General features: G+C 69.8%; 25 protein-coding genes and 4 pseudogenes. 13 read left to right on the top strand and 16 right to left on the bottom strand.

All coding sequences use genetic code 11. The annotated features are described in order from the left end of the window. Positions 1–230 (bottom strand): annotated as a pseudogene (locus G3I19_RS11140) (hypothetical protein); the annotation flags it as partial. Between G3I19_RS11140 and G3I19_RS11135 the strand changes: the two are divergent. Then, a pseudogene (locus G3I19_RS11135) lies at positions 231–587 on the top strand (hypothetical protein); the annotation flags it as partial. Between the two features lie 86 nt (positions 588–673). On the opposite strand, the gene G3I19_RS11130 reads toward G3I19_RS11135, so the two are convergent. Further along, a complete protein-coding gene (locus tag G3I19_RS11130; protein WP_164262684.1) occupies positions 674–925 on the bottom strand; it encodes a hypothetical protein in 252 nt (83 codons plus the stop codon). Between the two features lie 353 nt (positions 926–1,278). Between G3I19_RS11130 and G3I19_RS11125 the strand changes: the two genes are divergently transcribed. Next, positions 1,279–2,502 carry a Cmx/CmrA family chloramphenicol efflux MFS transporter gene (locus G3I19_RS11125; RefSeq protein WP_164262694.1) on the top strand — a complete coding sequence of 408 codons (1,224 nt, stop codon included), beginning with the start codon at positions 1,279–1,281 and terminating at the stop codon, positions 2,500–2,502. A gap of 208 nt (positions 2,503–2,710) precedes the next feature. On the opposite strand, the gene G3I19_RS11120 is transcribed toward G3I19_RS11125, so the two are convergent. Both G3I19_RS11120 and G3I19_RS11115 read right to left on the bottom strand, forming a co-directional pair. Next, positions 2,711–2,977, bottom strand: coding sequence for a DUF4031 domain-containing protein (locus tag G3I19_RS11120; protein ID WP_164262682.1), 267 nt, complete (start codon positions 2,975–2,977; stop codon positions 2,711–2,713). Further along, positions 2,974–3,324 carry a hypothetical protein gene (locus G3I19_RS11115; RefSeq protein ID WP_164262680.1) on the bottom strand — a complete coding sequence of 117 codons (351 nt, stop codon included), beginning with the start codon at positions 3,322–3,324 and terminating at the stop codon, positions 2,974–2,976. Before G3I19_RS11115 ends, G3I19_RS11120 begins: the two co-directional genes overlap by 4 nt. A 79-nt stretch (positions 3,325–3,403) precedes the next feature. On the opposite strand from G3I19_RS11115, the gene G3I19_RS11110 reads away from it, so the two are divergent. The 5 genes from G3I19_RS11110 (at position 3,404) to G3I19_RS11090 (ending at position 10,040) form a co-directional block, all read left to right on the top strand. Then, positions 3,404–4,330 (top strand): MurR/RpiR family transcriptional regulator, encoded by a 927-nt coding sequence (locus G3I19_RS11110; RefSeq protein ID WP_164262677.1) that lies wholly within the window; start codon positions 3,404–3,406, stop codon positions 4,328–4,330. Positions 4,331–4,392: 62 nt separating this feature from the next. Beyond that, positions 4,393–5,340 (top strand): N-acetylmuramic acid 6-phosphate etherase, encoded by a 948-nt coding sequence (gene murQ, locus G3I19_RS11105; protein WP_164262676.1) that lies wholly within the window; start codon positions 4,393–4,395, stop codon positions 5,338–5,340. Between the two features lie 54 nt (positions 5,341–5,394). After that, positions 5,395–7,152 (top strand): PTS transporter subunit EIIC, encoded by a 1,758-nt coding sequence (locus G3I19_RS11100; RefSeq protein WP_164262673.1) that lies wholly within the window; start codon positions 5,395–5,397, stop codon positions 7,150–7,152. Between the two features lie 179 nt (positions 7,153–7,331). Continuing rightward, the gene (locus tag G3I19_RS11095; RefSeq protein WP_164262671.1) at positions 7,332–8,030 is read left to right on the top strand and encodes a DUF899 family protein; all 699 of its coding nucleotides are present in this window, start codon (positions 7,332–7,334) and stop codon (positions 8,028–8,030) included. Between the two features lie 765 nt (positions 8,031–8,795). Next, a complete protein-coding gene (locus G3I19_RS11090; protein WP_164262669.1) occupies positions 8,796–10,040 on the top strand; it encodes an alpha/beta hydrolase in 1,245 nt (414 codons plus the stop codon). A gap of 75 nt (positions 10,041–10,115) precedes the next feature. Here G3I19_RS11090 and G3I19_RS38070 read toward each other — a convergent pair whose 3' ends face one another. Then, positions 10,116–10,247, bottom strand: coding sequence for a hypothetical protein (locus G3I19_RS38070; protein WP_275402714.1), 132 nt, complete (start codon positions 10,245–10,247; stop codon positions 10,116–10,118). A gap of 67 nt (positions 10,248–10,314) precedes the next feature. Here G3I19_RS38070 and G3I19_RS11085 point away from each other — a divergent pair, with 67 nt between their 5' ends. Further along, positions 10,315–10,587: a DUF397 domain-containing protein gene (locus G3I19_RS11085; RefSeq protein ID WP_164262667.1), complete on the top strand. Its 273-nt coding sequence runs from the start codon at positions 10,315–10,317 to the stop codon at positions 10,585–10,587. A gap of 215 nt (positions 10,588–10,802) precedes the next feature. Here the strand turns inward: G3I19_RS11085 and G3I19_RS11080 are convergent, their stop codons facing one another. Beyond that, positions 10,803–11,303, bottom strand: a complete 501-nt coding sequence (locus G3I19_RS11080) for a hypothetical protein (protein ID WP_164262665.1) — start codon at positions 11,301–11,303, stop codon at positions 10,803–10,805. Further along, positions 11,300–11,875: a SigE family RNA polymerase sigma factor gene (locus tag G3I19_RS11075; protein WP_343235065.1), complete on the bottom strand. Its 576-nt coding sequence runs from the start codon at positions 11,873–11,875 to the stop codon at positions 11,300–11,302. Before G3I19_RS11075 ends, G3I19_RS11080 begins: the two co-directional genes overlap by 4 nt. A 120-nt stretch (positions 11,876–11,995) precedes the next feature. On the opposite strand from G3I19_RS11075, the gene G3I19_RS11070 reads away from it, so the two are divergent. After that, positions 11,996–12,421 carry an acyl-CoA thioesterase gene (locus G3I19_RS11070; protein ID WP_164262663.1) on the top strand — a complete coding sequence of 142 codons (426 nt, stop codon included), beginning with the start codon at positions 11,996–11,998 and terminating at the stop codon, positions 12,419–12,421. Between the two features lie 34 nt (positions 12,422–12,455). Here the strand turns inward: G3I19_RS11070 and G3I19_RS11065 are convergent. Both G3I19_RS11065 and G3I19_RS37405 read right to left on the bottom strand, forming a co-directional pair. Then, a pseudogene (locus G3I19_RS11065) lies at positions 12,456–12,915 on the bottom strand (hypothetical protein); the annotation flags it as partial. Positions 12,916–12,981: 66 nt separating this feature from the next. After that, positions 12,982–13,312, bottom strand: a pseudogene (locus tag G3I19_RS37405) (hypothetical protein); the annotation flags it as partial. Here G3I19_RS37405 and G3I19_RS11060 point away from each other — a divergent pair. Beyond that, positions 13,267–13,764, top strand: a complete 498-nt coding sequence (locus G3I19_RS11060; protein WP_164262661.1) for a GNAT family N-acetyltransferase — start codon at positions 13,267–13,269, stop codon at positions 13,762–13,764. The pseudogene G3I19_RS37405 and the gene G3I19_RS11060 sit on opposite strands and share 46 nt — an antisense overlap. Here G3I19_RS11060 and G3I19_RS11055 read toward each other — a convergent pair. Further along, complete coding sequence (locus G3I19_RS11055; protein WP_164262659.1) at positions 13,741–14,007, bottom strand: transposase; 267 nt, start codon at positions 14,005–14,007, stop codon at positions 13,741–13,743. The two genes, G3I19_RS11060 and G3I19_RS11055, sit on opposite strands and share 24 nt — an antisense overlap. 317 nt (positions 14,008–14,324) lie before the next feature. Between G3I19_RS11055 and G3I19_RS11050 the strand changes: the two genes are divergently transcribed. Continuing rightward, on the top strand, positions 14,325–14,708 hold the full coding sequence (locus tag G3I19_RS11050; RefSeq protein WP_164262657.1) for a hypothetical protein: 384 nt from the start codon (positions 14,325–14,327) through the stop codon (positions 14,706–14,708). Between the two features lie 141 nt (positions 14,709–14,849). On the opposite strand, the gene G3I19_RS11045 is transcribed toward G3I19_RS11050, so the two are convergent. The 6 genes from G3I19_RS11045 to G3I19_RS11020 form a co-directional block, all read right to left on the bottom strand. Next, a complete protein-coding gene (locus G3I19_RS11045) occupies positions 14,850–15,299 on the bottom strand; it encodes a PPOX class F420-dependent oxidoreductase (RefSeq protein ID WP_164262690.1) in 450 nt (149 codons plus the stop codon). A 113-nt stretch (positions 15,300–15,412) separates the two neighbouring features. After that, entirely contained in the window at positions 15,413–16,111 is a 699-nt protein-coding gene (locus G3I19_RS11040; protein ID WP_164262655.1) for a 2OG-Fe dioxygenase family protein, read from the bottom strand. Positions 16,112–16,163: 52 nt separating this feature from the next. Next, the gene (locus G3I19_RS11035; protein ID WP_164262652.1) at positions 16,164–17,450 is read right to left on the bottom strand and encodes a biotin carboxylase; all 1,287 of its coding nucleotides are present in this window, start codon (positions 17,448–17,450) and stop codon (positions 16,164–16,166) included. A gap of 4 nt (positions 17,451–17,454) precedes the next feature. Beyond that, positions 17,455–18,714, bottom strand: a complete 1,260-nt coding sequence (locus G3I19_RS11030; protein WP_164262650.1) for an ATP-grasp domain-containing protein — start codon at positions 18,712–18,714, stop codon at positions 17,455–17,457. A 107-nt stretch (positions 18,715–18,821) separates the two neighbouring features. Then, positions 18,822–20,045: an MFS transporter gene (locus G3I19_RS11025; protein ID WP_164262648.1), complete on the bottom strand. Its 1,224-nt coding sequence runs from the start codon at positions 20,043–20,045 to the stop codon at positions 18,822–18,824. A 1-nt stretch (position 20,046) separates the two neighbouring features. Then, positions 20,047–21,309, bottom strand: a complete 1,263-nt coding sequence (locus G3I19_RS11020) for an ATP-grasp domain-containing protein (RefSeq protein WP_239074159.1) — start codon at positions 21,307–21,309, stop codon at positions 20,047–20,049. Positions 21,310–21,502: 193 nt separating this feature from the next. On the opposite strand from G3I19_RS11020, the gene G3I19_RS11015 reads away from it, so the two are divergent. Together G3I19_RS11015 and G3I19_RS11010 are read left to right on the top strand one after the other, a co-directional pair. Then, complete coding sequence (locus G3I19_RS11015; RefSeq protein WP_164262644.1) at positions 21,503–22,504, top strand: helix-turn-helix domain-containing protein; 1,002 nt, start codon at positions 21,503–21,505, stop codon at positions 22,502–22,504. A gap of 142 nt (positions 22,505–22,646) precedes the next feature. Next, positions 22,647–23,693 carry a LuxR family transcriptional regulator gene (locus G3I19_RS11010; protein ID WP_164262642.1) on the top strand — a complete coding sequence of 349 codons (1,047 nt, stop codon included), beginning with the start codon at positions 22,647–22,649 and terminating at the stop codon, positions 23,691–23,693. Positions 23,694–23,706: the final 13 nt, after the last annotated feature.

Below are 23,706 nucleotides of genomic sequence, written 5' to 3'. Positions count from 1 at the left end.
GCGTTCTCGTCGTTGGGCGATGAGCCGTGCCCGGCCCGGCCGGTGGCGGTCAGCTCCATCCAGGCCATGCCACGCTGGGCGTTCTCGATCGGGTAGAGCCTGCGGGTGTCGTCGATGGCGAAGGAGACGCCGCCGCCCTCGCCGATCGCCTCGGTGACCCCTGCGAACAGCTCGGGCCGGTACTCGGCGAGCCAGTGACCGCCGGACTTGCCGCCCGCCTCGTGGTCGGCGCCGAGCGGGCACTCGCCGAGGCGGGGGTGCCCGAGGCCCGTACGGCCGAGGTGGCCCGGCTGGTCCGGCTGACCGTCGGCCACGATCCGCAGCCCGGCGACACCAACGGGGAGGTGCTGTGCGACGCGGACCTGGCGATCCTGGCCTCGGACCCGGCCGCGTACGCGCGGTACGCGGCGGCCGTACGGGAGGAGTACGCCTTCGTACCGGACCAGGCGTTCCGCGAGGGCCGCTCGGCGGTGCTGCGTGAACTGCTCGGGCTGCCGAGGCTGTTCCACACGGACCACGGGCAGACGCAGTGGGAGGACAAAGCGCGCCAGAACCTGGCCACGGAGCTGGAACTGCTCACGCTCTGACGCAACGGGCCGAGCAGACAGCGCCGGGCCGAACAGGCCGCGCGCCGGGTCCCACCCGCGCCGCCCCGCATCGCCCTGCCGGCCGCTCACCGGCAGACGTCGCCCCGGCTGCGGGCATTGGCCAGTGCGTTGCGGGCGATCAACTGCTCACGCGCGGTGACCGCCCGGAGGGCGTCATCGGGGCACGTCCACTCGGCGCCGCCCGCCGGTGGCCGCAGCCGTACGAAACCGGCGTCGCGCCCGATGACCTCGCCGACCTGGCCACGCCGGGTGTCCATGACATACGAACCGTTCACCGGCCCGCCGTCCGCCTCCTGGGCATCTGTGCTCACCGTCATGTCTGTCCTCCTCCCCCAAGTCCCCCGTGACATGCACAGCGTGACCATGCACCACCCACCCGCACCACCTGGACACACCGGACCTGCACCACCTGGCCACATCATCCGGCCACACAGGAGACGGGCACCGCCACGGAAACCGGCACCGCCACGGAAACGGACACCGCCCCGGCGCGCGGGAACGCGGGAACGCGGGAACGCGGGAACGCGGGAACGCGGGAACGCGGGAACGCGGGAACGCGGGAACGCGGGAACGCGGGAACGCGGGAACGCGGGAACGCGGGAACGCGGGAATGTCAGCTGCTACGCCGTCGTTGGCACCTGGCATGCCCGCTACCACCGAACGCGCCCGTATGCCGCTCGCCGTCCACATACTGGGGCTCGCGGTCTTCGCTCTGGGTACCAGTGAGTTCATGCTGTCCGGGCTGCTGCCCGACATAGCCGACGACATGAACGTGTCCATCCCGCAGGCAGGTCTGCTGATCTCGGCCTTCGCGATCGGCATGGTGGTCGGCGCCCCGCTGCTCGCCGTCGCCACCCTGCGACTGCCCCGCCGCACCACCCTGATCTCCCTGATCACCGTCTTCGGCCTGGGCCAGGTGGCGGGCGCACTCGCCCCCAACTACGAACTGCTCTTCGCCTCGCGCGTCATCAGCGCCTTCGCCTGCGCGGGCTTCTGGGCCGTCGGCGCGGCGGTGGCCATCGCGATGGTGCCGCTGAACGCCCGGGCCCGCGCCATGGCCGTGATGATCGGCGGCCTGTCCATCGCCAACGTGCTCGGCGTCCCCGCGGGCGCCTTCCTCGGCGAGCACCTGGGCTGGCGCTCGGCGTTCTGGGCGGTCGGCGCCGCCTCCGCCATCGCCCTCGTCGGCGTGGCCACGCTGATCCCCCGGATCCCGCTGCCCGCCGAACGCCCCCGGCTCCGTACCGAGCTGAGCATCTACCGCGACCGGCAGGTCTGGCTGTCCATCGTCGTCACGGCGCTCGCCGCGGGCGGCGTCTTCTGCGCGTTCAGCTATCTGGCACCGCTGCTCACGGATGTGGCGGGCCTCGCCGACAGCTGGGTCCCGACGGTGCTGGCGCTCTTCGGCCTGGGCGCGCTGGTCGGTACGACCGTGGGCGGCCGGATCGCGGACGCGCACCTCTTCGGCGTCCTGCTGACCGGCATCGCGGCTTCGACCGTCTTCCTGGTGGCCCTGGCCCTGCTGGCCCACCACCCGGCCGCGGTGGTGACCCTGTCGTTCCTGCTGGGGACTTCGGCCTTCTACACGGCCCCGGCGCTGAACGCCCGGATGTTCAACGTGGCGGGCGCGGCCCCCACCCTGGCGGGCGCCACCACCACGGCCTCCTTCAACCTGGGCAACGCGGGCGGCCCCTGGCTGGGCGGCGCGGTGATCAGCGGCGGCTTCGGCTTCGCGGCGACGGCCTGGGCGGGCGCGGCCATGACGGTGGTGGCGATCGTCGCGGTGACGCTCTCGCTGCGGCTGTACCGCTCGGGTTCACGGGTGGTGGCCCGCTCCTCGGCCCGCGCCCAGGATGCGGTGGCCACGGATGCGGTGGCCACGGAGAACGTCTGACCTGCCGGGGCCGGGGTTGCCGCGTCGTTCACTCGTCGGTGGAACGCCCCTTCGGCGGCTTGCTGGACACGGGCGCTTCCCCGGTCTGACCGGCACAGCACTCCGGGCTCCGGTCTTCCGGGCTCCGATCACCCGGCTCCGGGCTCCGATCACCCGGCTCCGGGCTCCGATCACCGGGCTCCGGGCTCCCAGCGCCGACGACCGCCCCCTACGCCGGCCGCCCCTTCGGCCGGCGCAGGCCCGCTGTCGTGAGTCTGCGGACCAGTTCCTTCGAGCCGATCTCGACCGCTCCCGCCGCCACCGCGTCCGCGTACCGGTGCGACGGCAGGTCGTAGTGGTCCCGTTCGAAGGCGCGGGCCGGGCAGCCGATGGCCGCGGCGAACGTGTGCAGTTCCTCGTACGAGACGTCGCTGACCAGGTGCGACCACATTCTGCCGTGGCCGGGCCAGGTCGGCGGGTCGATGTAGAGCGTCACGAGAGCGCGCCCACCGGAGCCACGATCACGGCCTCCTTGGCGCATACCCAGTGCGGGTCAGGGCCCAGTTCCGGCTCGACCTCCAGGGCGTGCGGGTCCTGGCAGACGGGGCAGAGCGGCCAGCGGCCGTACCGTTCGAGCAGCGCGTCCTGGACGTCCTGGGCGACAAGACCGGCGACGAACTCGGCGCCCTGTGGCCACTGCTCCACCCACCAGCGGCGGTGCGTCACCGCGTCCTCCACCAGCGAGACCACATCGGCCTCTGCCACATCGCGGGACGCGAGATCGGCGAGCACCAGCGCCCGCGCTTCGTGCAGGGACTGTTCCAGAGGGGTCACGGGATCCATGGCTCCATTGTCCCCGGTCGCCGGGGAAGACGGCTGCGGGAGGGTTGACGTCCCCAACGGGCGAAAATATCTTTCACATGTGACCAATAATGTGAAGGAAATTTTCACCGGCACGTCCGCGCCTCCCGCCCCCGCAGCCCTCGCCGCCAAGGTCCGCACCCTGGCGCCCTCCATGACCCGCTCGATGCAGCTGGTCGCCGAGGCCGTCGCGGGCGATCCGGCCGGCTGTGCGGCCCTCACGGTCACCGGCCTCGCCGAACTCACCGGCACCAGCGAGGCCACCGTGGTCCGTACGGCCCGCATACTCGGCTACCCCGGTTACCGGGATCTCCGCCTCGCCCTCGCCGGGCTCGCCGCCCAGCAGCAGTCCGGCCGGGCGCCCGCCGTCACCGCGGACATCGCCGTCGACGACCCGATCGCCGACGTCGTCACCAAGCTCGCCTACGACGAACAGCAGACCCTCGCCGACACCGCCGCCGCCCTGGACACCGTCCAGCTCGGCGCCGCGGTCTCCGCGCTCTCCACCGCCCGCCGCATCGACATCTACGGCGTCGGCGCCTCCTCGCTCGTCGGCCAGGACCTCGCCCAGAAACTGCTGCGCATCGGCCTGATAGCCCACGCGCACAGCGACCCGCACCTCGCCGTCACCAACGCCGTACAGCTGCGCTCCGGCGACGTGGCCATCGCCATCACCCACTCCGGCGCCACCGGTGACGTCATAGAGCCGCTGCACACCGCCTTCGAGCACGGCGCGACGACCATCGCGATCACCGGCCGCCCGGACGGCCGGGTCTCGCAGTACGCCGACCACATCCTCACCACGTCCACCGCCCGCGAGAGCGAACTGCGGCCCGCCGCGATGTCCTCCCGCACCAGCCAGCTCCTGGTCGTGGACTGCCTGTTCATCGGGGTCATGCAGCGGACGTACGACCGGGCGGCGCCGGCGCTCTCCGCTTCGTACGAGGCGCTCGCCCACCGCCACGCCCCGCGCACCAGCAGCCGCTGAGCCCCTCGCACCACCCCGTAACTCCCACCGCAGAAGCGCTGAACCGGAAAGAGCCGCACACCATGACCTCCACCGCCTCCAACAACTACGGAGCGCTGCGCGCCCAGCTGGCCACCCTCACCACCGAGGCGTTCCGGCCCGAGCTCGCCGAGATCGACCAGCTGCCCACCGAGGAGATCGCCCGGCTGATGAACGGTGAGGACGCCACCGTTCCGGCGGCCGTCGCCGCGCAGCTGCCGCGGATCGCCGCCGCCATCGACGCCACCGCCGAGCGGATGGCCCGCGGCGGCCGGCTCGTCTACGCGGGCGCGGGCACCGCCGGCCGGATGGGTGTGCTGGACGCCAGCGAGTGCCCGCCGACCTTCAACACCGACCCGTCCGAGGTGCTGGGCCTGATCGCGGGCGGCCCCTCCGCCATGGTCAAGGCGGTCGAGGGCGCCGAGGACTCCAAGGAGCTGGCGGCGGCCGATCTGGACGCGCTCAAGCTCACCGCCGACGACACCGTGGTCGGGATCTCGGCCTCGGGCCGCACCCCGTACGCGATCGGCGCCGTCGAGCACGCCCGTACGCTCGGCGCGCTCACCATCGGCATCTCCTGCAACGCGCAGAGCGCCCTCGGGGACGCCGCCGAGCACGGCATCGAGGTGGTCGTCGGACCCGAGCTGCTCACCGGGTCCACCCGGCTCAAGGCGGGCACCGCGCAGAAGCTCGTCCTCAACATGCTCTCGACGATCACCATGATCCGGCTCGGCAAGACGTACGGGAACCTCATGGTCGACGTCCGGGCGTCGAACGAGAAGCTCCGCGCCCGCTCGCGCCGCATCGTCTCGCTCGCGACCGGCGCGGACGACGCCGAGATCGAGCAGGCGCTGACCGCCGCCGAGGGCGAGGTGAAGACCGCCATCCTCATCGTCCTGGGCAGCGTGGACGCCCCCACCGCCACCCGGCTTCTCGAAGAGACCGGGGGACATCTGCGTGCCGCTCTCGGGTCCGCGGCCCGGACCAGTTGACTCTGGAACCCCCGCTCGACCCGAGAGCGACCTGAACCAGAGGCGCCACGCACCATGACCTCCCCCAGCACACCGGAAGACGGAAACGGAAACCGCGGCGACAGAAACCCCGGCGGCCGAAACCCCGGCGGCGAGAGCCCCGGAGAGAAGAGCCCCGGCGGCAAGGGCCCCGGTGACAAGAACCGCGCCGTCGCCGCCGCGATCCTGCCCCTCGTGGGCGGCGCGCAGAACGTCACCTCCGCCGTCCACTGCATGACCCGCCTGCGGCTCGGCCTCGCCGACCGCTCGCTCGTACAGGAAGAGGCGCTGAAGGCCCTGCCCGCCGTCATGGGTGTGGTCGACGACGACACGTACCAGATCGTCCTCGGTCCCGGCACGGTCGCCCGTGTCACGCCGGAGTTCGAAGCACTGGTGGCGGAGGGCCGGGGCCGGGCAGCCGCGCCGGGGCCGGAGCCCACTGCCCCGGCGGGCGCGGCGGCCCCAGCAGCCGGGGTGGCCGGGGTGGCCCCGGCGGGCCCATCGGGCATGGGCACCACTGCGAGCGGCGTGGCCGCAACGGCCGACGAGCTGGCCGCTCAGGGCGCGGCCATCAAGGCGGCGCGGAAGGCGAAGAACGCGACGCCGTTCAAGCTCTTCCTGCGGCGGATCGCGAACATCTTCGTGCCCCTGATCCCCGCCCTCATCGGCTGCGGCATCATCGCCGGCATCAACGGTCTGCTGATCAACGCGGGCCGGCTGCCGGGCGTCACCCCGGCGCTCGCCGCGATCGCGTCCGGCTTCATGGCGCTGATCGCGGTGTTCGTCGGCTACAACACGGCGAAGGAGTTCGGCGGGACGCCGATCCTGGGCGGCGCGGTCGCGGCGATCATCGTCTACGCGGGCGTGACGGACGTGACCGCGTTCGGCGAGAAGCTCTCCCCCGGCGAGGGCGGCGTCCTCGGCGCTCTGGGCGCGGCCGTGCTTGCGGTGTACGTCGAGAAGTGGTGCAGACGCTGGATGCCGCAGTCCCTCGACGTCCTGCTCACCCCGACCATCACGGTGCTGGTCTCCGGCCTGGTCACGCTCTTCGGCCTCATGTACGTGGCCGGTCAGGTGTCCAGCGCCATCGGCACCTTCGCCACCTGGCTGCTGGCACACGGCGGCGCGGCCGCGGGCTTCGTCCTCGGCGGCCTCTTCCTCCCGCTGGTGATGCTGGGCCTGCACCAGGCGCTGATCCCGATCCACACCACGCTGATCCAGCAGCAGGGCTACACGGTGCTGCTCCCGATCCTCGCCATGGCGGGCGCGGGCCAGGTCGGTTCGGCCATCGCGGTCTATCTGCGCCTCCCGAAGAACAAGTCGATCCGCAGGACCATCAAGTCGGCGCTCCCGGCGGGCTTCCTGGGCGTGGGCGAGCCGCTGATCTACGGTGTCTCGCTCCCGCTGGGCCGCCCGTTCATCACCGCGTGTGTCGGCGGCGCGTTCGGCGGCGGCTTCGTCGGCCTCTTCAACCAGTTGGGCACCACGGTCGGCTCCACGGCGATCGGCCCCTCGGGCTGGGCACTGTTCCCGCTGCTCAAGGGCGACCACACGCTGACCGCTTCGATCGCGATCTACGCGGGGGGCCTGCTGGCGGGCTATGTCGCGGGCTTCGTGGCGACGTACTTCTTCGGCTTCAGCAGGACCCTGCTCACGGAGTTCAACGTCGACGCGGAAGAGGCGGCGGCGGCCCGCACGACAGCGGACCCGTCAGCACCGCAGGCGGCTCCGGAGGCCCCGGAGCCGCCCGGACCGACCACACCGGCCCCGGAGGAGGAACCGAGTACGGCCTGATCCGGAGCGAGAAAAACCCCGGGCCTCCCGCCCCGGGCCTCCCGCTCGGATCAGGCCGGGAGGCTCGCGTGCCCGGCACGCTCGCACGCTCGCCGCGACGTCGTCGTCGGGCGACCGATGAGTTCAGGCCGGGCCGGGAGTCGGTACGTACAGAAGGCACCCGACCGCCCGGAGGAACCATGTCCGCCCGCAGCAATGCCTTGCCCCCCGTCGTCGACCGCGCCACCTGGGAGAAGGATCTGGCCGCTCTGCGCGTTCGGGAGAAGGCCGCCACCCGCGAGCTCGACGCCATCGCGGCCCAGCGCCGCCGGCTGCCGATGGTGGAGATGCCCGACTACGTACTGGAGGGAGAGGACGGCCCCGTCCGGCTCGTTGACATCTTCGGCGATCACCCGCAGCTGATTGTCTACAGCCACATGTGGCAGGAGGACGCCGAGTGGCAGTGCCCTGGCTGCACCGGCTTCACCTCCCAGTTCACCCGGCTCGCGGGCCTGGAGAAGTTCGACGCCCGGTTCGTGATCGTCACCCAGGGCCCGATCGACGAGGCCCTCGCCTACCAGCGCAAGGTGGGCAACACGATGACCTGGTACTCGACGTCGGACAGCACGTTCGGCAGCGATATCGGCGCCCCGCCGAACGGCGGATTCGCGGTCAACGTGTTCCTGCGCGACAGCAACGGCACGGTCTACCGCACCTGGCACACCAGTGGCCGTGGCACCGAGCAGTTGAGCTATCTGTTCGGCCTGGTCGACCTCCTGCCCTACGGACGCCAGGAGGAGTGGCAGGACTCCCCCGAAGGCTGGCCCCAGTCCCCCACCTACAGCCGCTGGGCTACGCCGCAGGAAATCGCGGCAGCATACGGAGACAGCGACCGCTGAGGCGCCGGAGCGCCGGGGGCTGTTCGGCGAGTTCGGCAGCGCTGTCGCCGGCTTCGCCACCGGTCGTGCAGGAACGGGCCAGAGCCTGCTCGGCCGGCGTCCGGGCGTCATGCACACCGCCACCCCTCCACCGCAAGACCTGGATGCTCCACCGCGCCGAGGCCGGCGCTCGGCCGCGGCGAACCGAGTGACCCGATATGCGGTGAGAGGGTCATGCGCAACGACAGGAGCGCCGATGGTGGTTCGGAATTGCCCGTAACTCGGGCATGACCTGACGTGGCAACAGCGGTCGCCACCGCGGCCTTCCCCGTGCGGGACACAGTGAGAGGCATGAGGCCCCCGCAACTCTCCTTGCGTTCCCCGGAGTTGGCTTGACCGGGCCCGCTCCGGGCAGGTGGCCTGCACTCCACGCCACGCCTGTCTGTGCACCATCAATAGGACAGGAACGCCCGAGCCCCGCCGGGGCGGTTGCCGAGAAGCCGACCGGCCGACTCCGCCCACGATCACGGTCCCGTTCGCGTCAGACTTCACCGGCGCCCACAGCCACGCTGCTGTCCGGTTCGCATCACCCGCGACCACGCCGGACGCGGATCCCACGGCATCCCCGCAACTCGCTGCCGTATGCATTCCAGACAGGGACGACCGCCCGTACACCGTCCGGAAATTGTCCGACGCCAGTTCGGAATGCGGCTTTCACACCCTCACGGCTACCACACGTAGCGACGATGACACCGAACGTCATCAGCGCACGTGAGGAGACCCCCCATGGCCGACCAGAAGGCACCGACCGAGCAGCAGCTCGCCGAAGCCCTGACGAACGCGGCACCCATCCTGCTGGCCTCCAGTCCCGTGGCGCGGGCCGCCCGGGCCGCCGCGCCGTCGCCCGACGAGACATGGGAGCTGCACGGCGGCACCGCCTGGGTGTACTACGGCGACGGCAGCCAAGCCCTGACCCGCCCGTTCATCCTGGCCGACGGCTTCAACTCCGGCCCCAGCGAACGCGATCCGCTCTGGGAGCACTTCGACAACGGCGCGTACCCGTTCCTCACCGAACTGCGCCGCCGGGGCAACGACGTCGTACTGCTCGGCTTCGACGAGCGCAGCGCCTCCATCCTGGACAACGCCAGGGCAGCCACCGCCGCGATCCTGCGAGCCATCGCTGAGCGGCAGGGCGACAGCCCGCTGACCGTCGGCGGCGTCAGCATGGGCGGGCTGGTCACCCGCTACGCCCTGGCCAAGCTGGAGGCCCAGCACGTCGACCACCAGACCTCCCTCTACTTCTCCTACGACAGCCCGCACCGGGGGGCCTGGATTCCCGTCGGGCTCCAGGCATTCGCGCACTACATCAAGAAGCTCGACAGCCGCTTCTCGGACCAGATGAACAGCCCGGCCGCCCAGCAGCTGCTGAGCCGGCACATCCAGGAATGGGAGGACACCCCCGCCCGGAGCCCGCTCCGGACGGAGTTCCTGGCCGAGCTGGAGCGCGTGGGCGGATGGCCGATGCGGCCCCGGAAGATCGGCGTCGCCAACGGCGTGGCCACCGGCCAGAGCAACGGCATCCGGCCCGGCGCCACGGCGTTCGAGGGCAAGGGCCTGGCCATCACCGGCACCGAGCTGTACGCCCAGTCGCAGGGCGACGACCAACTCGTGGCCCAGCTGCGGGTCGTGACCCTGAAGAAGCCGCAGGTCCGGACCTCGGGCCTGCCCGACATCGACGGCGCACCCGGCGGCACCCTGGAGGGCTTCGGCATCCTCGCCGACGCACTCAACGCCCTGCCCGCTTACACCGGTATGGCCTCGGAGGCCCTCATCCGCGAGCACTGCTTCGTGCCGTCGGTGAGCGCCGTGGACATCAAGGGCGTCGAGACCCACGACGACCTGTACACCCCGGTGGCCGTCCTGGACCCGGAGGAGAGCGGGCTGGACGACTTCAAGCTCGCGTCCCGGAACGAGGCGCACTCCCTCATGACCGAGGAACTCGGTTCCTGGATCATCGACCAACTCGGGTGACAGCCGGCCCCGAGCCGAGCCCCGCAGCCGGGCCGCCGCTGCGGGGCTCTCTCCGTATCGAGGCAGCTGCCCCGCTCATGACCGCACCTGCTGGAGTACGGCGGCCACGGCGTCCGGATTGCACCGGCCCAGCCCCACCAGCGGCAACGCCCCGGCGTTCACGCACGGCACCGGATCCACCCGCAGCGACAGCAGGCTGACCCCCACACGCCCAGTGCATGGTCATCACAGGAATCTCTGGCCCTGATCGCATCAGTGGCGGAAGATTACGGGCATGACGAGGACCTTTGATTGCGACCTGTCCACAGCCACCTGGCAGAAGTCCAGCTACAGCGACGGCAGCGGCGGCAACTGCGTGGAGCTCGCCCGCAAAGCGACCTGGCGTAAGTCGACCTACAGCGGCGGTGACGGCGGCAACTGCCTGGAAGTGGCCGACCACTTCCCCGGCACCGTCCCCGTCCGCGACTCCAAGGACCCGGCCGGCCCCGCGCTCGTGTTCCGGGCGACCGCCTGGGCCGCGTTCGTCACGCACCTCAGGAACGTCTAGTACCGCGTCGAGCACCGTTGCCCCTGCCGACGACGGGTCAACACGGCGGCGGCCCGTGCGATGTGCGGCCGCAGCGCCCTCCCGGGGGCAGGCGTGGTGGAATGCAGGCGGGTGGTGGCCCCGGTTCCGACGGGGCCACCACCCTCTGTTCTGCCTCTGCCTCTGTCTCTGCCCGGTCGGCCCGGTCAGGCCCGGTCAGGCCGGTTGCGCCGGGGTCAGCGGTAGCAGGTGGTCACGAGGACCGTGTCACCCGCGTGGACGACCGTCGGGGCATGCGGCGAGAGCGAGACCACCGCGTCCTCCGGCTTCTGGCAGTCGGCCTTCTTGACCCGGGTGAAGTGGGGCTTGAGGCCGAAGTGGACGAGCGTCGCCCTGGCCCTCGCCGCACTCACGCCGGCCAGCCGCTCCGTGGCGGTCCCGCCGTCGCTGGTGCGGACGAGCAAGGTGGTGCTGCCGGTGGCGGTGGCGGCGGTCTGGGCCGTGGTGTGCGCATCGCCGCCGACAGCGCCGACGGCCAGCGCGGTGCCCGCGCCGGCCACGACGAGGGCGGTGGCGATGCCCGCGATGGCCGTGGCCCGCTTGCGCCGGGCCCCGCGCGCGATGGTGGCCGTGTCGAAGTCCGGCGTCCGGGCGGTTCCTGCGTAGTCGTTCATGGCGTTCACCAGTTCCTGCTCGAAGGATGTGCAGCCGGAAGGCGGCGAATCGTGCGAACTCATCGGACTCCTTCCGTGTGCTGCGGAGTTGAAGGGCCGGAGAGTGCGGGGAACTGGCCTCTGAGCTTGTCCATACCGCGAGCGAGCTGGGACCGCACGGTGCTCGGTGCGATCCTCAGGTCCGCCGCGATCTCGTCATCCGACAGGTCGTGGAAGTACCGCAGTACCACGACCGTCCGCATGCGCATCGGCAGACCCTGCAGAGCCCGGACCAACTGGTCCCGCGTGTCGACCCGCCCGTACTGATCCCCGGGAGCGGCACGGTCACCGCTGTCCTGTTGCGGGACCGTGCGGCGGAACCTCCGCCAGCGGTCGTTGGCCAGGTTCACCATGATCCGCCGCACGTAGGCTTCCGGAGAGTCCTTGGCGGCGATGGTGCGCCACTTGCGGCAGGCCCGCTCCAGGGTCTCCTGGACCAGGTCCTCCGCGGCCTCATGATTGCCCGTCAAGACGAGGGCACCTCGGAACAGTACGGCCGACCGGGCGACGACGAAGCCATGGAAGTCGTTCCCCGGCTCCGTCGGCTCGGGCTCGCTGCGTCCGGTACGGACATCGTGCTCGGTTGCCAGATCCACATCCCCTCCCTTCCTGTCACCCCTCCTCGACGGGAAAGCGGTCCCGTGTGCTGCACGCGCATCATGAGATCTGAGTCACAGCGCACGGGCTGCGGCCAACCGACAACTTACGGAGACCTCATGGCAACAGAGCCGTTCTCGGTGGACATCGTCGTACGCGGGTACGAGACCGACTCGCAGGGCCATCTCAACCAGAGCGTCTACCTCCAGTACGCCGAGCACGCCCGGTGGTCACTGCTGCGCCACGGCGGCATCCAGCAGAGCGACCTGCTCGACAAGGGTGTCGGACCCGCGACGCTGGAGACGACCATCCGCTACCGGCGCGAACTCCGCGCCGGGGACGAGGTGGAGGCGACCTGTGCCTTCGTGTTCGGCGAGCGGAAGACGTTCCGGATCGAACAGGTCATCCGCAAGGCGGACGGCACCGTGGCCGCCGAAGTGACCGCTGTGGCAGGGCTGATGGACCTCACCGCACGCAAGCTCGTGGAGAACCCGGGCGGCTGCTTCCGGTCCCTCGCCACGGACCCCGCCGCCTTCGGCCTCTGACGCCGTACGGCCGTACGCGACCGCGCCGCGGCCGTCACCGTCTCGGTCCCGCGACGGCGTAGTCCGCGGTGCCGGCGACCGCGACGACTAGGGCCGTCCAGGTGCCCGCTGCCGTGCCGGACGGCAGCAGCCAGCTCGCCACCCGCATCGGCGCACTTGTCGGGGCCGGGGCGAAGAACGAGAAGCACAGCCAGGCGAACGGCAGCATCCAGGCGTACCGGGCGCCCGAGAGCGCCGCGCCGAGTGCGGTCAGGCCCATCAGGCCCGCGCCGTCCCGGACGCCGAACGCGGGGGTGGCCAGGGACTCGCCGAACGCCTGCACGGCCGGCAGCACCGCGGCGACGGCCGCCCCGCAGAGCGGCACACGTGCCGCTCTGCGGGGCGCCCAGCGGATCGCGGCCGTCCGGTCGAGCGCGAGGTCCTGGCCGCCGAGCCCGACCGAGGCAGCCATCTCCCCCCGCGGCCAGGACGAGCACCGGCAGCCGCGGATCGCCTCGATCCGTGCGAACTGCCCGGCCCGCGGCAGCGCCTCGAGTTCCTTCCACACCGGGCGGGTCCTGGCGCAGCGCCTCCTTGCCCGGGCCCGCGAGGCCGGTGAGGCGCGCCTGCTGCGTCTTCGTCACACACACCGGGCCGTCGCACACCAGCCGCGCGGCGCTCTTGTCGACGACGTACATCCGGCGCGGGTCGGAGGGAAGGACGAGCAGGGCGACCACCGCCCCCGCCAGGAGGGGTGTCAGGGCGATCAGCCGGGTGCGCGGCGACCAGCAGCGCGAAGCCGGTCGCGGCCATGGCGAGCAGCCAGATCGTCTGCCCGACATGCACGGAGGCAGAGAGCGTGACGAATGCCGCGCGGACGTCCTGCACCGCAGGGGACAGCAGGGTTCGTCGAGCTCCATGCAGACCCGAGGGGCAATCGATTCGTTGGAAGATTCTCTCAGCAGCAGGTACTGCGATGGCTCGCCGAAGTTGAGCAGCAGTGGGCGGCGCGAGGGCATGGTTTGTGCGCCCTAGAGCTTCGGTCCAGCGGCGAGTTCATCGGCCGAAGTGGCCTGCAGTACTGGCAGCAGTTTGACGAAATCGAGTTGGGGTGGACCCTCAAAGCGGAGCAATGGGGGCGCGGATACGCAACCGAGGCGGCCCGAGCGGGCTTGGACTGGGGCCTTGCCAACCTTGAAGCTGATTACTTCACCGCCCTCATGAAGCCGGGAAACTTCCCGTCGGTGAAAGCAGCTGAGCGGCTCGGCTTCTCACCACGCCGACAGGACGGGCTGAACGGCAGTTCTGTCACTGTGTACGCGTTGAATCGTCCAGCCTTGTCATCCGAGCGTCAGTCGGGCTGAGTCATGACAGCAGCGCTCTCTTCCGGAGAAGTTGGAATCCTGCGCCCCGAACATCTGGCGCTTGAGCATCTTGATGCGGTTGACATGCCCTTCGATGACGCCCGAGTTCCGGGGAAGAGTGAGGCCGGCAGTGACGGCGTCGCGGTCGATGGCCGCGGCAAGGGTGTGGAGGCTGGGCAGATTGTCCTGCCTGACGGCGTCGAGCCAGTCTGGCAGGCGCTCGCCCTGGCGCTCGGTGAGCATGGTCGCGAAGGACCGGACGTGCATGGTGAGTGCGTCGGCCTCGGGGGCAGTGGGCCCGAACGTTCTTCAAGTGGAGGCGGATGTCTCGCCGGCCACGGGGAGACCCGCGCGGTGGAAGTCGCCGATGGGAGGCGTCGGCGGGAATCCTCACTCGAGACAGCCCAGGCGCCCCCCTGGGCGGGCGACCAGGGGCGTCAAGGGGCTGGAAGACATCGCATCCAGGCGTAAAGGGAAGTCGAGAGCAACCGAGATCCAGCCCACCTAGACATGAACATCTAGAGGGGCTAGATTATTCTTGAGTAGAGAAAGGGGATTCGATGAGTGATGCGGAGATCGTCGATCTTCCGAAGATCGTTGCACGTCGCGTGGGCGATGGCTGGGCCCTTGAGATCGACGGAATCGAGGCGACCTACGTCCGCCGCTTGGATGGCGCAATAGAGCAGGGATGCGCCTTGCTGGAGGCGGCAAGTGCGCCAGCCGAACATGGGGCCCAGCTCCAGATCGACTTGGGCGATGAACTCAACCAACGCGTTAAAGAAGCCACCCAGGCGACCGTTGACGCACACAAAGCTCAAATCATCGCTGCGGCAGAACTTCGCCAGACAGCCACTGCGCTCAGCGAACGAGGCATAACAGGCAGGGACATTGCGCAAATCTTGGGTGTTTCACCTCAGCGCGTGTCTCAACTTCTCAAAAAATAAACGGCCGAGGCGTCGCTAAGGGCTGTCCCGTAGGCAGTTCGACCAGATCCACCTACTCGGTAGACGCCCGGGCCCTGCCGCGGGTTTTCCCCTGGATGTGATCCCCGCCACACGGACGGACTCGCGTCCGGTGGGGATCCGTTACTGCTCCGCGATGCCCTCGAAGGCGATGACGCGGTCGATGGTGGCCCGGACCAGATACTCCCCCGGCACCGAGTTGCGCTCGCCGTACGCGTCGGCCGCCTCGTCGCCCATGTAGCGGGCGCCGATCCGGGTCGCCCAGGTCCGCAGCCCGGGATCGTCCTGGGCGAGGCGGGCGGTGCACTCCAGCATCACGTATCCGTAGGGCGGGACCTGATCGTCCACGCAGAGCGCGAAGTGCGGATCGCGCAGCAGGGCCTTGGCCTTGACCGAGGCGTGCCAGGTGGTGAAGACGACCTCCGGGCGGCCGCCGGCGGCGCTGTCGCCGGCGCTGTCGTCCAGCAGGAACCACACCGGGGTGACATGCGGCCGGCCGTTCTTGCGCTGTGTCGCCAGCTTGGCCGTGCGCGTGCCCGACAGGACGAACGCCTCCCACTGACCGTCGGACATGGGCTTCATAGGGTGCGGTCTCCTTGCGCAGAGGGATGAAGAGAGACGAAGAGAGAAACGGAACAGGCCGGCGGGAAGCGTATCCCCGCCGGCCTGACCGCATCGGCTGAAGATCAGCCGCCGAGCGGGAAGAAGTCGATCAGCATCATGTCGCGTACCCCGGTGGTGGCGCCCGCGGCGGGTGTCACCGCGGAGACCCCGTGGAAGACCCGGCGGTCGTCGATGACGATCGACTCGAAGGGCTCCAGCAGCAGCGTGTTGAAGACCGGCACCCGCTCACGGTCGTACAGCTGCGACTCACCGCCGGTGACATCAAGGCGGTTGATGAGGATCTGGGCGACATAGTGGTGCCCGTCTTCGTGGATGCCCTCCGGGGCGGGCGGCCACGCCTCGTCGCGGCGGGCGGTGATCCGTATCTGGTGGACACCGATGCCGGCGGTCGCCGGGTCGAACGGTCCGGGCAGCACATCGAGGAAGGCGGACACCAGCGACTGGAGCACCGGGGAGGCGGCGATGTCGGCGCGCATCGGCTCGAAGTGCCGCTGCACACCGCCGAACAGGGCGTTCACCTCGGCGGACTGCTCGAAGGCGGTGACCGCCGCGGGCACGATCCGGTCACCGTCGAGCCGGAACTGGCTGTAGCGCCGCCGGCGGAAGGTCGCACCGCCCTTCAGATAGGCGTCGACCGGCATATCCTCCCAGGACGCGGTGAACTCCTTCACCTGCCAGGCCGCGTGCGCGCTCAGCGCACGCATCAGGAGTTCCGGCGAAGAGTGGCGGAACGGTGTGGTCGTGACGGTGGTTGCGGGCATGGAACTCACTCCTCTTCGATACTGACGTACGTACGGGTGCGGAACAGAGGGTTCAGGCGTGCGCCGCGGCGGTCTGCAACCGCCCTGCGGGGGTGGGCTCCTGGGGTCCCGACGCCGGCACGGCGGAGACCCGGAACGCCGCCGCGGTGGCGATCAGCGTCTGCTCCACCTCCCGGCTGGACCTGCCGCGGAAGCGGAACCGGCCGCCGACGTGCTCGTAGTAGGCGTCCGCGAGCGGCAGGATGTCGCCGACCCGCAGCAGCGCCTCGGCATAGGGTCCCGGGGTGCGGCTGGTCATCGAGGTGACCTCGGTGATGCGGCAGGGCCGCTCCTCGGGCGCCGGGATCAGCAGATAGCCGCCGACTTCGCCGCCGTCGCGCAGCGGGCCCTCCGGCACCGGCCGCCCCAGCTGGAGCTGGAACGCGGCGTCCATCAGGTCGTAGCCGTGGATCTCGCGCCAGACGAAGGGGATCTCCGCCCCGCCGACCCGGGCGCCGACTTCGAGGAAGCTGCACCGGGGCGGGCCGTCCGACGAGTCGACGAACACCTCCAGATGGAAGACCAGCGGCTCGTCGGAGAGCGCCCGCAGATACTCGGCGGCGCTCACCCCGATGGCCCGGTTGATCTCCTCGTCGTCCTCCTCGACCGACCCCAGGAAGTCACCGGTCCTGAAGCCCAGGCAGGTGTTGACATAGCGGGAGGCCCGCCAGTGCTGGATATCGCGGCCGGTGAAGACACCGTCGACGTGGTAGATCTGCCCGGAGTTGAAGCCCTGCACCATCATCGGTGTGTCGTTGAGCCGCACGGACGGCACATCGTCCGGGCCGTCCAGCCGTACGACACCCTCGCTCGAACTGCCCATCACCGGCTTGACGATGACCGGCCAGCCCTGGGTGCGGCCGAACTCCAGGATGACCGACCCGTCGACCGCCAGGGCGAACTCCGGGAGCTCAAGGCCGGCGGCCGCGACGGCGGACGCCATCAGGTACTTGTCCCGGAAGTGCGCCAGCTGCTTGACCCGCTGGCCGGGGACGTCCCACTCCTCGCGCAGCTGCGCCGCGATCAGGAGATCGTCCTCCTTGAGCGCCACGATCCGGTCGGGGCGGCCGTGGCGTACGGCGAGCACCCGCAGCGCGGCGCGCACCTCCTCCAGGTCGTCCGTCGCGGTGACGACGGTGATGTCGCCCGCGGCCGCGGGCACGGAGGGCCGGCCCACCTCGGTCGTGATGTAGGAGACCTGGTGGGTCTCGTGGTCCAGGTAGTCCGCGTAGCGGGCGTAGCTCTCCCGCCAGCGGTTGATGACGACGATGTGCGGACGCGGGGCACTGGTTCCGTTCATGGGGTCACGCCTTCTGCTCGGAGAGCTCGTACATTCCGTCGCCGTCGAGGTAGTGCAGGGTGTTGGTGTCCCTGCGCACGACTTCCTCCTCCTCGTGGAACAGCCGCACGAAGCCCACGTACGTGCTGTCGTTCGTGGTGGGGACGACCTCTCCGCCGACCGGTACGAACTGGGACAGGTCGTGGAAACTCTCCAGCTCCTGCACGGACTTGAGGTGCCGCAGCGAGCGCAGGGTGCCGGAGGTGCCGGAGACCAGACCGACCGAGGAGAAGTAGCGGTCGATGCGGTACTCGTCGTCGCAGCGCTCGTGGAAGCGCTCGGGCCGTACGTACGCCTCGGCGGTCCAGTCGAACGGTGACTCGCCCGTGGCCAGCTGGACGTAGTGCGGGAGGTCGCCGCCGCAGATCCGGGCACCCATCTCGATGAGGACCGGTCCTGTGGCGGTCATCTTGATCTCGATGTGGGAGGGGCCGTGCCGCACACCGAGCGCGTCCAGTACGTCGAAGGCGTACGCGACGAGCTGGTCCTGGACATCGCCGCGGCGGGGCAGCAGGAAGACCGAGTTGCTGATGTCGTGGACGCCGTTCACGGAGATCCGGGTGGTGCCCATGACATCGGTGACGTGGTGGCGGCCGTCCCGGCTGACGGTGTTGACCATGTACTCGCCGCCGAAGAGGTGTTCCTGGGCCACCACCCCTTCGTTGCGCTCGGAGAACAGGTTCTCCGAGCCGGCCAGCTCGCGGAACGCGGCCACGCTCTCCTCGGGCGTCGCACAGAACCTGACGCCGTCGTTGCCCGCGCTCTTGAGCGGCTTGATCACCGCACGGGTGCCCAGCTCCTCGTGCCAGCGGCGGAGTTCGTCCTCGCTGCGGGCCAGCAGCTGACGGGCGCCGCGCACTCCGGCGGCCTTGACCGTCTCGATCATCGTGAACTTGTCCCGGCGGGCCGCGCTCAGGGCGGTGCCGTTGCTGGGCAGGCCCATCGCCTCGCTCAGCCGGTCGGCGAACTCGACGCCGAACTCGCTGCCCGAGAAGACCGCCACGGGCTCGTAGGCACCGGCCGCCCGCACGGTTTCGGCGAGGTCTCCGGTGTGGATGATGTTGTCCGCGTAGAGCGTCAGGTCGAGCGAGCCCGCGAAGGCCGCCGGCACCTGGGGGGTGCTCTGGACCCGTACGCACTCGTACCCGGCCTTGCTGAACTCCGGGGGGAAGAACCGGGCAGGTGCGAAGGCGTCGACGATGACGACGTAACCCTTGGTGTTCACAAGTCTCTCCAACAGCTTGTCTTCGGAACGCCGGACAGGTGCAGCCGGGCGGCGTGTCATACGGGGTGTCGTACGGGGGTGTCGTACGGGGGGCGTACGGGGGTGTGTCAGGCAGCCGTGTCGGCCAGGGCCGGGACGGTCTCGCCGTCCCGTACGGCGCTCCTGGCCAGGTAGGCGCTGCGGGCCAGGCCGAGCAGGGCGAGTCCGGCGCTCGCGAGGCCGATGACGGTGAAGGCCCAGACGGGGCTTCTGGCGTCCAGGACCGCACCGGACAGCGGGGCCCCGACGCTGTTGCCCAGCGTCATCGCGGCGCTGTACACCCCCATCACGAGTCCCCGTGAGCCCGCCGGGGCAAGTGCGCTGGCGGCGGCGCCCGTCGAGGCGAACGAGGGCGAGCACAGGCCGGCCGGCAGCACCATGGCCAGGCACAGGAGGCGCCAGTCGCTCGTGGCGAACCCGCCGATGAGCGTGGTGAGGCCCACCAGTGCCGCCAGGCCGGCCGCCGGGATCGGCGGCTTCTTCAGCATGCCGTAGGTGAGTGCGCCGAGCAGCGAGCAGAATCCGCAGACGGTCAGGACCAGACCGGACCAGCCGACCTGCCCCGACTCGCGCAACCCGCCCACGATCGCGGTCTCGTAGCCCGATGTGGCCAGTGTGGTGGCCGTGGTAGCGGCGAGCACGGGGATCAGCCCGCCCTTGAGCCAGTCACGTACCGGAACCTTCGGCGGCTTGCCGTTCGCCGTCTTCGTCGCGTCGCGCACCTGGGGGTTGAGCAGCCACAGGCCCACTCCCGCGATGGCGACGACCAGGCCGAGGCCCCGCATGGAGACCGTGCTGGAGATGGACGTCGCGATGGTCACGCCCAGGGCCGGGCCCACCATGTAGGAGATGTTGGACGTCATGGCGTCCAGGGCGAAGGCGGTGTGCCTGAGCTCCTCGGGGACCGCGACGGCGAGCCTGAGGCGCACGATCGAGAAGCCCGGGAGATTCAGCAGCCCGGACACGACCGCACCGGCCATGAGCAGGCCGTACGGCATGCTCGGCCCGAGGCCCCAGAAGAGCAGCTGCCCCACCAGACACACGGCGAGCACCGGCCGTGCGCCGTACCTGTCCATCATCCGGCCCTGGATCGGGCCGCCGACCGCGACGCCCACGGTCCACACCGCGATCACCAGCCCCGCGGCGCCGAATCCGCGGTGCAGTCCGAAGACGACAGCCAGGTTCATGACCACGGGGATCGCCACGACGGCGATCTTCGAGAAGAACCCCAGCAGCATGAGCAGGGCGATCCCCGGCTGGGCGAGAACCTGTCGATAGGTTCCGGTACGCATGTCAGGTGTCCAATTCCGTCGTATGGGCTTCCGCGGCACCGACGGCCACCGCGATCTGCTCCAGGAAGGAGCGCTCGGTGAACCGGTGCCGCTGCCAGAGCGATTCGAGCCTGGCGGGCAGGGCCGCACGGGCGTCGAGCTCGCAGGTGATGATCATGTTGGGGTGCTCGACGCCGTCGATCGTGAGCGTCTGGGTCCTGACGACGTCGAGTTCGCGCCGGGCGTCCTCGACGAACTCCGGGCTCAGTTCACGTACCGGGAACTGAAGAGCAACCCGCTTGAGATCCCGGCCGTGGTCCATACCATCGGGCCAGGTACCGTCCAAAATCGACACCAGGCAGTCGTAGGTGTTGAAATCCGTGGCCGCTATGCAGGGGGTGGTCGTTCCGGTTACCCGCGGATTGATTTCGAGGATCCGGTACACGCCGTCCTCGTAAATCATGTCGAGTCCGACAGCGCCCTGGAGATTGAGGACCCGGCCGAGCCGCTGCAGCTTGACCGCGATGGGGGCGAAGGCCCGGTCGGCGGCTTCGCGCGGCGCCACCGAGCGCAGGCGGCCGAAATTGAATACGGGACCCTCTTCGGCGGGGCCCTGCCACACTACGGGGTGGACCACGTACTCCCCGTATGCGCCGACTACTTCGACGGAACAGATCTCACCGGAGACACAGCGCTCCAGGATGAAGTTCCCGTCGTGCGGCTCCGCCAGGTGGCGTTCGAGCGCCGCCTCGTCGGGGATCACCACCATGCCGGCCCCCATGCAGTCCCAGAGCGGCTTGCTCAGGACGGGAAAGCCCATGTCGGAGACCTGGAGGAGGATCGAGTCGACGTAGGCCGGGATCAGCAGCCCGCGGCCGGCCAGGACGTCACTGTCGACGAGCACACCGTGCGGGGTGTCAAAACCCTGCTCGATGAGCATCCGTTTGGTCTCCCATTTGTTCGCCGTCAGACCTGTGGCGAACACACTGTGCATGACCATCGGAATTCCGAGTGGTTCGAGCCTGCGCTTCACCACCGCGTCGCGCAGGGCGTTCTCGTCGGCTATGGAAAGCGAGATGACACCATCCGCCGACCAGTCGATGACTTTCTTGGCGAGATCGTCGGCCGAAATATCGACCGGCACCTTCTCGGAGGTTCCCGGGAATTCATCCGGGCCGCACTCGCCGTCGGTGTAGAAGAGCCTTGCCTCGATGCCGTCCCGCTCGAACCTTTCGGACAGGTTCTGCAGGAAAGGCTTTGTCTGCTGGATCTCAATGGAACGCAAGAATGCGATTCTGCGCATGCTGAGTCACCCTTCCGGGGAGCTTCGGCCGTGAACTCGGCCGTGCTGTAAGCGCGATATGAAGACCTTGACAGCCGCAACGACCGCCGTGGGGGGATACTCGGTGTCCTAAGCTGGCCAGACCGGAAGAGGTTCTCGACAAATGGGGCATTCACGGATGCAACGGGACGGCGAAATGTCCCTGCTTGAGAACAACTCGCTGTCCGTCTATGAATGGGCCCTGCGGAATGGCGCACTCCGCACCGGGAGCACGGCAGCGGCCGATCTGGGCCTGACCGCCGATGAGTTGGCGCAGGCGCGGACCGACCTGCTGGACCAGGGGCTGCTCCTGCCGGCCGGCGACGGCACGGGGGAGATTCCGGCCGACCCGGCCATCGCCGAGATGATGGTCAGCGCCCCGCTCGAACAGGAGATAGAGCAACGCCGGCAGGCCCTGATCCGCGTCCATGAGCAACTGCGCCCGCTGTCGCCCCTCTTCGCCGAGCACACGCGCACCGGGCGGCAGGGCGAGGGGATCCGTTCCTTCGACGAACCCGCGGCCGTACAGCGCGAGTTGTCGATGATGACCCGGCTGTGCAGCGAGGAGATGGTCTCCATCCAGCCAGGCGGAGGGCGGAATCCGGACACTCTGCGAGGCATCGTGCAGGAGAGCCTGTCGATGCTGGAACGCGGGGTGCGGCTGCGCACTCTTTACCAGCACACGGCCCGGGCGAGCCTGACGACCAGGGCCTACGTACGGGAGGTTTCGGCGGCGGGCGCCCAGGTACGCACCACGGCCGAGGTGTTCGACCGGATGATCATTTTCGACCGCGAAACCGCCTTCGTACCGCAGCCGCGTACCGACGGCCGGCCGCACGGTGCTTCGATCGTCACCGACCCGACCGTGGTGGGCTTCCTGTTCCGGATGTTCGAGAGCATCTGGGAATCGGGCCAGCCCTTTGATACGCAGCAGTCCGAGTACCAGCAGACCGCCGAGCAGCTGCGGATATCGATCCTGCGGCTGATGGCGGCGGGCCTCAAGGACGAGGTCATTGCGAAGCGGCTGGGCATGGCGACGCGTACGTGTCGCAGGTATGTCAAGGATATTACGGATGAACTGGGAGCGGCGAGCCGATTCCAAGCGGGCTATATGGTTTGGAAATTGGGGCTTCCGCTGGAGCCGGAACGCGGAGAGTGACCGTCCGGCGGGCCGACGGGCGGCCGCGCACGGTCATCACGGCAATGCGCCGACCTCCAGGCGAACCACCACTTCTGCACCGGACGATCGGCTAGACTCCACACGTTTCGGTGGACAGCGGTCCCTATAAATGGAGTTGGCTATGTGCTCAGCAAAGCCAGTGGCGCTCGTTCCCAGTGCGAAAGCCCGCACGGCGTATGTCGAACTCCTCCGCGGCGAGACCCCCGCGCTGGCGCAGCAGGAACGTTCCCCCGCGCAGGCAGGGCACCACTCCCCCGACCACGAGACCATCCAGGAACTGATCCGGATGGGGATGGTGAGCGAGGACGCCTCAGCGCCCGCCCAGGTGTCCCCGGTGGACCCCGGCATCGTCGAGGCACGGCTCGGCAGCCTGCTGCGCTCGTCGGCGCTGACCATGCTGGAAGAGGCGCGCTCCCTGACGGACCTGCTGCGTCCGCTGATCGGCGAGGCCCGCAGCGCATCGGCGGGCGGCGGGGAGCCCATCGTCCGGATCGAGGGCAAGGCGGCGATCAGCGCCATCGTCGGCGAGACCGTGCAGCAGGCCGCCAAGGAGCTGCTGACGGCGCAGCCCGGGGGCGGCAGGCCCAGGGCCACGCTCGCCACGATCCGCGAGCAGACCGGCACGCTGCTCGACCGCGGTGTCGAGATACGGACGCTGTACCAGCACACCGCCTGGCACGACGGGCCGACCCGGGAGTACGTATCCGAGGTCACGGCACTCGGGGCACAGGTACGCACACTGGACGAGTTCTTCGACCGGCTCATCATCGTGGACCGGAAGCTGGCGTTCATCCCGGCGGACACCGAACGCGAACGGGCCGTCATCATCCGCGAGGCGGCTGTCGTCCGCTTCCTCGTCGAGGTCTTCGAGCGCAACTGGCAGCGCGCCAAGATGTTCCAGGGCTCCCGCACCCCGAACGAGTCGGTCGACATCAGCGCCGGGCTGCGGGAGACGATCATCCGCTGCCTGATCCACGGGGACAGCGACAGCAAGATCGCCAAGCGGATCGGGCTCAGTACCCGCGCCTACTCCTCCCATCTGGCCAAGCTCAAGGCCGAGTTCAAGGCGGAGAGCAGATTCCAGCTCGGCTATCTGCTGGGCCAGCTCGCGGCGGAGGAAGCCGCATCCGGCGCGAACGAGGCGGTCCCCGGCACCGAGGGGTTCTGACCCGCCCGGTGCC

This window comes from Streptomyces sp. SID10853, assembly GCF_010548145.1.
In the GTDB taxonomy this organism is placed as follows: Bacteria; Actinomycetota; Actinomycetes; order Streptomycetales; family Streptomycetaceae; genus Streptomyces.
The sequence above is the reverse complement of the archived record's forward strand: the minus strand, read 5'-3'. Positions and strand labels throughout refer to the sequence as shown.

Excerpts from the sequence above, each read along its gene's own strand:
- G3I19_RS11130 (WP_164262684.1), bottom strand. The coding sequence starts at position 925 with ATGACGGTGAGCACAGATGCCCAGGAGGCGGACGGCGGGCCGGTGAAC.
- G3I19_RS11125 (WP_164262694.1), top strand. The coding sequence starts at position 1,279 with ATGCCGCTCGCCGTCCACATACTGGGGCTCGCGGTCTTCGCTCTGGGT.
- G3I19_RS11115 (WP_164262680.1), bottom strand. The coding sequence starts at position 3,324 with ATGGATCCCGTGACCCCTCTGGAACAGTCCCTGCACGAAGCGCGGGCG.
- murQ (WP_164262676.1), top strand. The coding sequence starts at position 4,393 with ATGACCTCCACCGCCTCCAACAACTACGGAGCGCTGCGCGCCCAGCTG.
- G3I19_RS11100 (WP_164262673.1), top strand. The coding sequence starts at position 5,395 with ATGACCTCCCCCAGCACACCGGAAGACGGAAACGGAAACCGCGGCGAC.
- G3I19_RS11095 (WP_164262671.1), top strand. The coding sequence starts at position 7,332 with ATGTCCGCCCGCAGCAATGCCTTGCCCCCCGTCGTCGACCGCGCCACC.
- G3I19_RS11090 (WP_164262669.1), top strand. The coding sequence starts at position 8,796 with ATGGCCGACCAGAAGGCACCGACCGAGCAGCAGCTCGCCGAAGCCCTG.
- G3I19_RS11085 (WP_164262667.1), top strand. The coding sequence starts at position 10,315 with ATGACGAGGACCTTTGATTGCGACCTGTCCACAGCCACCTGGCAGAAG.
- G3I19_RS11080 (WP_164262665.1), bottom strand. The coding sequence starts at position 11,303 with ATGAGTTCGCACGATTCGCCGCCTTCCGGCTGCACATCCTTCGAGCAG.
- G3I19_RS11070 (WP_164262663.1), top strand. The coding sequence starts at position 11,996 with ATGGCAACAGAGCCGTTCTCGGTGGACATCGTCGTACGCGGGTACGAG.
- G3I19_RS11060 (WP_164262661.1), top strand. The coding sequence starts at position 13,267 with ATGCCGCGCGGACGTCCTGCACCGCAGGGGACAGCAGGGTTCGTCGAG.
- G3I19_RS11055 (WP_164262659.1), bottom strand. The coding sequence starts at position 14,007 with ATGCTCACCGAGCGCCAGGGCGAGCGCCTGCCAGACTGGCTCGACGCC.
- G3I19_RS11050 (WP_164262657.1), top strand. The coding sequence starts at position 14,325 with ATGAGTGATGCGGAGATCGTCGATCTTCCGAAGATCGTTGCACGTCGC.
- G3I19_RS11045 (WP_164262690.1), bottom strand. The coding sequence starts at position 15,299 with ATGTCCGACGGTCAGTGGGAGGCGTTCGTCCTGTCGGGCACGCGCACG.
- G3I19_RS11040 (WP_164262655.1), bottom strand. The coding sequence starts at position 16,111 with ATGCCCGCAACCACCGTCACGACCACACCGTTCCGCCACTCTTCGCCG.
- G3I19_RS11035 (WP_164262652.1), bottom strand. The coding sequence starts at position 17,450 with ATGAACGGAACCAGTGCCCCGCGTCCGCACATCGTCGTCATCAACCGC.
- G3I19_RS11025 (WP_164262648.1), bottom strand. The coding sequence starts at position 20,045 with ATGCGTACCGGAACCTATCGACAGGTTCTCGCCCAGCCGGGGATCGCC.
- G3I19_RS11015 (WP_164262644.1), top strand. The coding sequence starts at position 21,503 with ATGTCCCTGCTTGAGAACAACTCGCTGTCCGTCTATGAATGGGCCCTG.
- G3I19_RS11010 (WP_164262642.1), top strand. The coding sequence starts at position 22,647 with ATGTGCTCAGCAAAGCCAGTGGCGCTCGTTCCCAGTGCGAAAGCCCGC.